The sequence below is a fragment of the Caballeronia sp. AZ7_KS35 genome, from assembly GCF_023631045.1.
Classification (GTDB): domain Bacteria; phylum Pseudomonadota; class Gammaproteobacteria; order Burkholderiales; family Burkholderiaceae; genus Caballeronia; species Caballeronia zhejiangensis.
In genome coordinates this window covers 155,729-163,025 of record NZ_JALQDV010000008.1, presented here as the reverse complement: position 1 = coordinate 163,025, position 7,297 = coordinate 155,729, and the positions used below count along the sequence as shown (strand labels likewise).

Annotated in this window: 5 protein-coding genes; 3 read left to right on the top strand and 2 right to left on the bottom strand. The window is 64.7% G+C overall.

Annotation, left to right across the window (positions count from 1 at the left end; genetic code table 11):
• Nucleotides 1-309 precede the first annotated feature (309 nt).
• Genes imuA through NCT05_RS10165 form a run of 3 tightly spaced genes read left to right on the top strand, consistent with a single transcriptional unit; the run spans nt 310 to nt 6,136 of the window.
• Complete coding sequence (imuA, locus tag NCT05_RS10175; RefSeq protein WP_008349189.1) at nt 310-1,173, top strand: translesion DNA synthesis-associated protein ImuA; 864 nt, start codon at nt 310-312, stop codon at nt 1,171-1,173.
• The gene (locus NCT05_RS10170; protein ID WP_502801782.1) at nt 1,118-2,677 is read left to right on the top strand and encodes a Y-family DNA polymerase; all 1,560 of its coding nucleotides are present in this window, start codon (nt 1,118-1,120) and stop codon (nt 2,675-2,677) included. The genes imuA and NCT05_RS10170 overlap by 56 nt, the downstream gene beginning before the upstream one ends.
• A gap of 6 nt (nt 2,678-2,683) precedes the next feature.
• Nucleotides 2,684-6,136, top strand: coding sequence for an error-prone DNA polymerase (locus NCT05_RS10165; protein ID WP_502801781.1), 3,453 nt, complete (start codon nt 2,684-2,686; stop codon nt 6,134-6,136).
• Here the strand turns inward: NCT05_RS10165 and NCT05_RS10160 are convergent.
• On the bottom strand, nt 6,130-7,068 hold the full coding sequence (locus tag NCT05_RS10160) for a dTDP-4-dehydrorhamnose reductase family protein (protein ID WP_008349192.1): 939 nt from the start codon (nt 7,066-7,068) through the stop codon (nt 6,130-6,132). The genes NCT05_RS10165 and NCT05_RS10160 overlap by 7 nt on opposite strands.
• Complete coding sequence (locus tag NCT05_RS10155; RefSeq protein ID WP_008349193.1) at nt 7,065-7,271, bottom strand: heavy-metal-associated domain-containing protein; 207 nt, start codon at nt 7,269-7,271, stop codon at nt 7,065-7,067. The genes NCT05_RS10160 and NCT05_RS10155 overlap by 4 nt, the downstream gene beginning before the upstream one ends.
• Between the last annotated feature and the right edge of the window lie 26 nt (nt 7,272-7,297).

Here is a 7,297-nt window from a genome sequence, read left to right as displayed (position 1 = left end):
GGACCGTGAAACGACTCCACGCCGATGATAGTGCGGATACCCGTGTGAAAGTAGGTAATCGTCAGGCTCCTCATGCTTCAAACAAAAACCCCACCCCAAAAGGTGGGGTTTTTGCGTTGGGGCGCGGCATCTGCGAATCCGGATAACCCGCGCTGCGACTCGCCTCGCGCCCCATCGGCGCATCCTTCTATCCGCCAGCTGTTTACCCTCGCCCGCAAAAATACTGTATAAATATACAGTAAACCGGAGGCCCACCGAGCGCTTGCGCCATGAGCAGGCCCCTGTATTCGCGTCGGACGGGGAAAACTCATGGGTGCAGCACTTTCATTGCTCGACATCGGGCTGACATCGCATCTGCAGCGTCAGGTCTGGCAGGGCAGTCCGGTCAACGATCCCGATTCGAACATCATCTCGAGCGGCTTTCGAGCGCTCGACTTGGCCTTGCCCGGCGCAGGCTGGATGCCCGGCTCAGTCACCGAGTTGCTGATCGAAGAGAGTGGCGTAGGCGAAATCAGACTGCTCGCGCACTCGATCCGCGAACTGACAGCAAGCAAAGGCCGCTCCGTCATCTTCGTCGCGCCACCGTGGAAGCCCAATCTGGCCGCGCTTCGGACGATGAACATCGCGGTGAACAAGCTGGTCTGGGTCAAAGCGGCCGAGGATCAGGTGCTCTGGGCCGCGGAGCAGTCGTTGAAGCAGGAAGGCATCGGCGCAGTGCTGATCTGGCTACCACAAGTCGATGCCAAAGCCTTGCGAAGACTGCAGGTGGCGGCTCAGGAAGCGCAGTCGCTGGCATTTCTATTCCGCCCGCTCAAGGCGGCGAAGCAATCCTCCGCTGCGCCGCTGCGCATGGTCTGCAAGCCGATACTTCCCGCCAACGCGCAGACGATGAACCGTCGCGAATGGATGCAGGCCGTCATGCTCGAAATCGACATCATCAAGCGGCGCGGCCCATTGCTCGGCAAGCCCTTGCAGTTGAACTTGCCGCTGCAGATGCCTGCGCTGCCCGAACATATTCGTCGGGCGCATCAGGCAAGGAAAGCACGAGAGGTCAAACATGTTGTGGATAGCGGTGACATTGCCGCTTTTATCGCTCGAAGCCGTCAGGCCGCCTTCGATGCCCTCAGCGCCGGCGAACTCGACATCGCCTGGAGCGAGCTCGACGGCGAATGACAATATCGATCAGTCATGCTTCGCGCTAGCCGATCACGCGCGCGTCCTGATGCCCGATCTCGTCGCGTTTCGGCTCGGCGTGCGGCCCGGCAGCACGCGCTCGCATGCGTTCGCGCTCGCGCCCCAACTGACGCTGCTTGCCGTCGACATTCGCGAGGAGCAGAACGCGCTCGAAGCCGTTGCGCTGGCGCTGCTCGCGTTCACGCCCAAAGTCGTGCTCGCGCATGCGAATACGGTACTGCTCGAAGTCGGCGCCAGCATGCGGCTCTTCGGCGGATTGCGCGCGTTGCTGTCCAGAGTGACATCGACGGTTAAAGGATGTGGCTTCACGTCCCGCATGGGCTGCGCGCCGACAGCGTGGGGCGCGTGGCTGCTGGCGCACGCGCGCACGCGCCGGGTCGCGCGGCGCGTACGCATCGTGAAAGAGACGACGCTCGTGCACGTACTCGATGAGTTGCCCGTATCGCTCATCCCATCGGCGCATTCGCACGGCAACGTGTTCGAGCAGATCGGTTGCGCGACGCTCGCCGATTTGCGTCGTCTGCCGCGCAAGGGCGTCGCGCGCCGCTTCGGGCAAGGCGTTCTGCAATGGCTCGCGCAAGCGTACGGACAGGCGCCCGACCCGCGTGAGGCATTTTGTGCGCCGGCGTCGTTCGAAGCGCGGCTCGAATTGCAGGCGCGCGTGGAAAGCGCCGAGGCGCTGCTGTTCGCCGCGCGCCGGCTCGTGCTGCAACTCGCCGGCTGGCTCTCTGCGCATCATGCGGCGGTCAGCGAATTTTCGCTCTTGCTCGAACACGAACTGGCCGCCCGTCACGCGCCGAAAACGTCGACATTCAAGGTGGCGTGGGCCGTGCCGACGCGCGACGCCGACCACATCCTGTGGCTCTTGCGCGAGAAGCTGAATCAGACGACGCTCGCCGCGCCCGTCATCGAGATGAAACTCCTGGCCGACAAGGTCAGCGAGCATGCGCCGCCGCCCGACACCTTGTTTCCGATGCCTGGTTCCGACAGCGAATCGATGGCGCAACTGCTCGAACGCCTGAGCGCGCGGCTGGGCGCGGAGAACGTGGTGCAACTGGTCGCGCGCGACGATCATCGGCCCGAGGCGGCGATGACCGTCGAACCTTATAAGCCCGCAAGCGAAACGAAATCCAAGCGCGGAAAAAAGTCGCCGAAGACGCAAACGGCAAGGGCAGAAGCAGAACCCGAAGTGCAAACGGAGTCAGACGAACCGCTCGAACTTCCCGATCTCGCCGTGCCTCAGCAGCCGCGTCCGTCGTGGATACTCGAAACGCCGCAAAAGCTGATGCTGCGCAACGAGCGGCCGTTCTATCGGCGTCCGTTGAAGCTGATCAGCCGGACCGAGCGTATCGAGGCGGGATGGTGGGACGGCAACGGCGTCCAGCGCGATTACTACGTCGCCGCCGACGATCGCGGGCGCATGTTCTGGCTCTATCGCGAACGTCTTACGGGCGACTGGTTCCTGCACGGTTTTTTCGGATGATGCGCGATGGATGATCTGAACGACATCATCGGTCTGGATGGAGACAACGCGTTTCCCGGCTCGATGTCGGCGTCGGCGTTGTTGCCCGGTTATGCCGAACTGCATTGCCTGAGTAACTTTTCGTTTCTGCGCGGCGCATCGCATCCGCAGGAACTGGCGGCGGCCGCGCTCGAACACGGCTACACCGCGCTCGCGATTACGGATGAATGCTCGCTCGCGGGCGTCGTGCGCGCGCATGCCGCGATCAAGGACATCGAGGCGAAGGCGCAAGCCGACGCCGAAGCCGCGCGGCTTGCCGGCGAGCCGCCGCCCAAGAGGCAGGATCTGAAGCTGATCATCGGCAGCGAACTGCATCTCACGGACGCCGATGGCGAGCCGTTCTGCACGCTCATCGCGCTCGCGACAAATCGGGCGGGCTACGGCAACCTGTCCGAGCTGATTTCGCACGCGCGCGCGCGTTCGCCGAAGGGCAGCTATCGGATCGGTCCGGAAGACTTCACCGATCCCGCCGCTTCATCCGATACATCGGACTTGCGCGGCGATATCGCGCATCTGAAGCACTTGCCCGATTGCCTGCTGATTCTCGTGCCGCAGCGCGCAGCGACGCTCGCCGATACGCTCGATCGCGCGCACTGGCTGGCCGGTTTCGCCGCGGGCCGCGCGTGGCTCGCGCTGGAGCTCTGGCAGGACGGCAGCGACGACGAGCGTCTCGCTTCGTGCCGCGTGATCGCGCAGGCGAGCGGATTGCCGCTCATCGCGGCAAGCGGTGCGCTGATGCACGCGCGCTCGCGCAAGCCCTTGCAGGACACGCTCACCGCGATTCGCCTGAACCGGCCGCTCGCCGAATGCGGCTATGCGCTCGAAGCGAACGCGGAGCGGCATCTGCGCACGCGGTTGCGCATCGGCGCGCTTTATCCGAAAGAGGCGATCCGGGAAACGTTGAAGGTGGCCGCGCGCTGCACCTTCTCGCTCGACGAACTCAAGTACGAATATCCCGAGGAACTGGTGCCGCCCGGCGAGACACCCGCGAGCTATCTGCGCAAGCGGGTGATGGCGGGCGCGCTGCAGCGCTGGCCGAACGGCATGGACGCCGAGACGATCGGTCTCATCGACAAGGAACTGGCGCTCGTCGCGAAGCTGGAATACGAGAAGTACTTCCTGACGGTCTACGACATCGTCGCGTTCGCGCGCAGCAAAGGGATTTTGTGTCAGGGACGCGGCTCGGCGGCGAATTCGATCATTTGTTATTGCCTCTTCATCACCGAGCTCGATCCGGTGCGGATGGGTCTTCTGATCGAGCGCTTCATCTCGCAAGCGCGCAACGAGCCGCCCGACATCGATGTCGATTTCGAGCATCAGCGGCGCGAGGAAGTCATCCAGTACATCTATCAGAAGTACGGGCGGCATCGCGCGTCGCTGACGGCGTCGCTCATCACGTATCACACGCGCAGCGCGCTGAAGGATGTCGGCAAGGCGCTCGGGCTCGATGCATCGCTGATCGAGCGCATCGGCAAATCGCAGCAATGGTGGGACGGGCCGTCGGCGGTGGCGGGTTATCTCCGGGAAGCCGGCTTCAGCGACGATTCGCACGTCACGAAGCATCTGATCCGGCTCACGCGCGAGTTGCGCGGCTTTCCGCGGCATTTGTCGCAGCATGTCGGTGGCTTCGTGATCGCGCGGGAACGTCTGTCGCGGCTCGTGCCGATCGAAAACGCCGCGATGAAGGACCGCTGCGTGATTCAATGGGACAAGGACGACATCGATCAGCTGAAGCTCCTGAAAGTCGACGTGCTCGCGCTCGGCATGCTTTCGGCGATCCGGCGCGCGCTCGAATTCGTCGCGCTGCGGCGCGGCGTGCCGGGCTTCGGGCTGTCGCATATTCGTCGCGAGGACAAGGCCGTCTACGAAATGTGCTGCCGCGCGGACACCATCGGCGTGTTTCAGATCGAATCGCGTGCGCAGCAGAGCATGCTGCCGCGCTTGCGGCCTCAGAAGTATTACGACCTCGTCATCGAAGTGGCGATCGTGCGGCCCGGCCCGATCCAGGGCGGCATGGTGCATCCGTATTTGCGCCGCAAGCAGGGCCTGGAAGAGGAGGATTATCCGAAAGAGGAACTGCGGCCGGTGCTCGGCCGCACGCTCGGCGTGCCGATCTTTCAGGAGCAGGTGATGAAGCTCGCGATGGTCGCGGCGGGCTACACGGCGGAACAGGCCGATCAGTTGCGCCGCGCGATGGCCGCGTGGCGCCGCGGCAGTCATCTGGAAAAGTATCAAGCCGATCTCATGCAGAAGATGCTCGCGCGCGGCTACGAGCACGATTTCGCCGCGCGCGTGTGCAAGCAGATCGAGGGTTTCGGCGAATACGGCTTTCCTGAGAGTCACTCGGCGAGCTTCGCGCTGCTCGTCTACTTCAGCGCGTGGATCAAGCGTTACGAGCCCGCGGCGTTTCTGGCCGGCCTGCTGAACAGCCAGCCGCTCGGCTTTTATTCGCCGTCGCAACTCGTGCAGGACGCGCGGCGTCACGGCGTGCCGGTGTTCGCGCCCGATGTTTCGCTGAGTGATTGGGAGTCGGTGCTGGAAGCGCGCGCCGGCGATGGCGAGCGCATCGGGTTCGATGCCGGCAAGGAGCGGCGGCGTCAACAGTTTTACGGCGCGGCAGAGTCGGATCGCGTGTTCCGGAAGACCGTGCAGCGAGCGGCGCGCAGGCTCAGAAAGCGCGTCGAGCTGGATGGACGGCAATACGGCGCGAAAGGGCCAGGCGTGCGGATCGGCCTGCAACTGATCAAAGGTCTGCCGCAAGCGGCGGCCGAGCGGATCATGGCCGCGCGCGCAGAAGCGCCGTTCATCGATGTCGACGATCTCACGCGCCGTGCCGCGTTGTCGCGCCGCGAACTCGAAGCGCTCGCGGCGGGCAATGCGCTCGCGAGCATTGCAGGACACCGGCGTCAGGCGTGGTGGGCGGTCACCGCACAGCAGCGCGCGCCGGAATTGCTGCGCGACGCGCCGATGAGCGAGGCGCCGCTGCTGTTGCCGGAAGCATCGGAAGGTCGCGAAATCGTCGACGATTACGCGAGTCTCGGGCTCACGCTCAATCGGCATCCGCTCGCGCTTTTGCGCGCGAAGCTCGCGCGTATGCGCTTCAAGACCGCGGCCGAACTCGCGGATATCAGAAACGGGCGCTTCGTGCGGGCGTGCGGCATCGTGACGGTGCGGCAGCGGCCGGGCACGGCCAACGGCACGATTTTCGTATCGATCGAGGACGAAACGGGCGCAATCAACGTGATCGTCTGGCCGGGGCTCGTCGAGAAACAGCGCAAGGTGCTGCTAGGCGCGTCGCTGCTCGGCGTGCACGGCGTCTGGCAAATGGAAGGCGAGGTGCGCCATCTGGTGGCGCAGCGGCTCGAAGACCATAGTGCTTTGCTCGGCCGCCTGGCCGCGCCGAGCCGCGATTTTCACTGAGATGAGACGTCCGGATACTTCGCGAGCAGTCTGCCGATCGCGATGTCGAACGGCGTGCGCCGGCCGATGCCCAGCGCTTCCAGCCGGCCGGAATCGAGATGACAGTCGCGCGGGCGCGGCGTCGCGTCCGCGGGCGTGCGCTGCGCAACGAGCTTCGCGTCCACTTTCAGTGCTCGCGCGATGCGTTCGGCGATATCGAACTTCGTCATCGGCTCGTCGCCGGACCATTGCGTGATCCCGGAGATCGTCGCGCCTTTCGCGTGATGTTCGAGCATGCCGCGAATCACCACGGCGACATCGGGCGTGTATGTCGGATAACGCGTCGCCCAGGCGTCCATCGAGGCGGGCGCGCCGGCAGCCTCGGACGATTTCACGATCGCGGGCGTGAGGCTCGTCACCGCAGATTCGCTCCAGTCGGTGAACGGCCCGTAAAGCAGCGGCAGACGCAGCACGCAGGACATCGGATCGCTCGCGAGCAGCGCGCGTTCGCCGTCGAGCTTGCTCTGGCCGTAGGCGTTGAGCGGCGCGGGCGCGTCGTCGGGCAAATAGGGCGGCGACGCGCCGTCGAAGACGTAGTCGGTCGAAATCGACAATACCCATGTGCCGAGCGCGCGCGCTTCGGTGGCGATCACGCTCAACGCCTCGACATTCAACGCGCGCGCGAGCGCCGGATCGTTTTCGCAGATGTCCGGACGCCGCTCCGCTGCCGCGACCACGATCGCATCCGGCGCGAGATCGCGCACGAACGCGCGTACCGCGTCATGGTCGAGCAGGTCGAGCTTCACGCTCGCGGCGTCGGCGCGCCGGTGAGCCGTATGCACGACGCGCCACGTCTGCGTGCTGGCCGCGCTCGCCAGTTCCGTGGCAACCGCCCGGCCCAGCAACCCCGACGCCCCGATCAGCGCGACGGTAAAGCGCTCGTTTTGCCTCATGCCGAAGCGACGCCGACGACCGTATAGCCGGCCTCGTCGATGGCTTCCTTGAGCGCATCGTTCGATTTTGCGGATTCGACGGCGACCTTGCCTCGCTCCAGATCGACGCGAACTTGCGCTTGCGGATCGATTTCCTGAATCGAGCGCGTCACAGCGGCGACGCAGTGCTGGCAACTCATGCCCTGAACTTCGAATTCGGTCATTGCTGTTTCCCCTTGAAAAAGTCCGG

Bases quoted from the DNA above. Each gene is read 5' to 3' on its own strand.
- imuA (WP_008349189.1), top strand. From the start codon at position 310: ATGGGTGCAGCACTTTCATTGCTCGACATCGGGCTGACATCGCATCTG.
- NCT05_RS10170 (WP_502801782.1), top strand. From the start codon at position 1,118: ATGCCCTCAGCGCCGGCGAACTCGACATCGCCTGGAGCGAGCTCGACG.
- NCT05_RS10165 (WP_502801781.1), top strand. From the start codon at position 2,684: ATGGATGATCTGAACGACATCATCGGTCTGGATGGAGACAACGCGTTT.
- NCT05_RS10160 (WP_008349192.1), bottom strand. From the start codon at position 7,068: ATGAGGCAAAACGAGCGCTTTACCGTCGCGCTGATCGGGGCGTCGGGG.
- NCT05_RS10155 (WP_008349193.1), bottom strand. From the start codon at position 7,271: ATGACCGAATTCGAAGTTCAGGGCATGAGTTGCCAGCACTGCGTCGCC.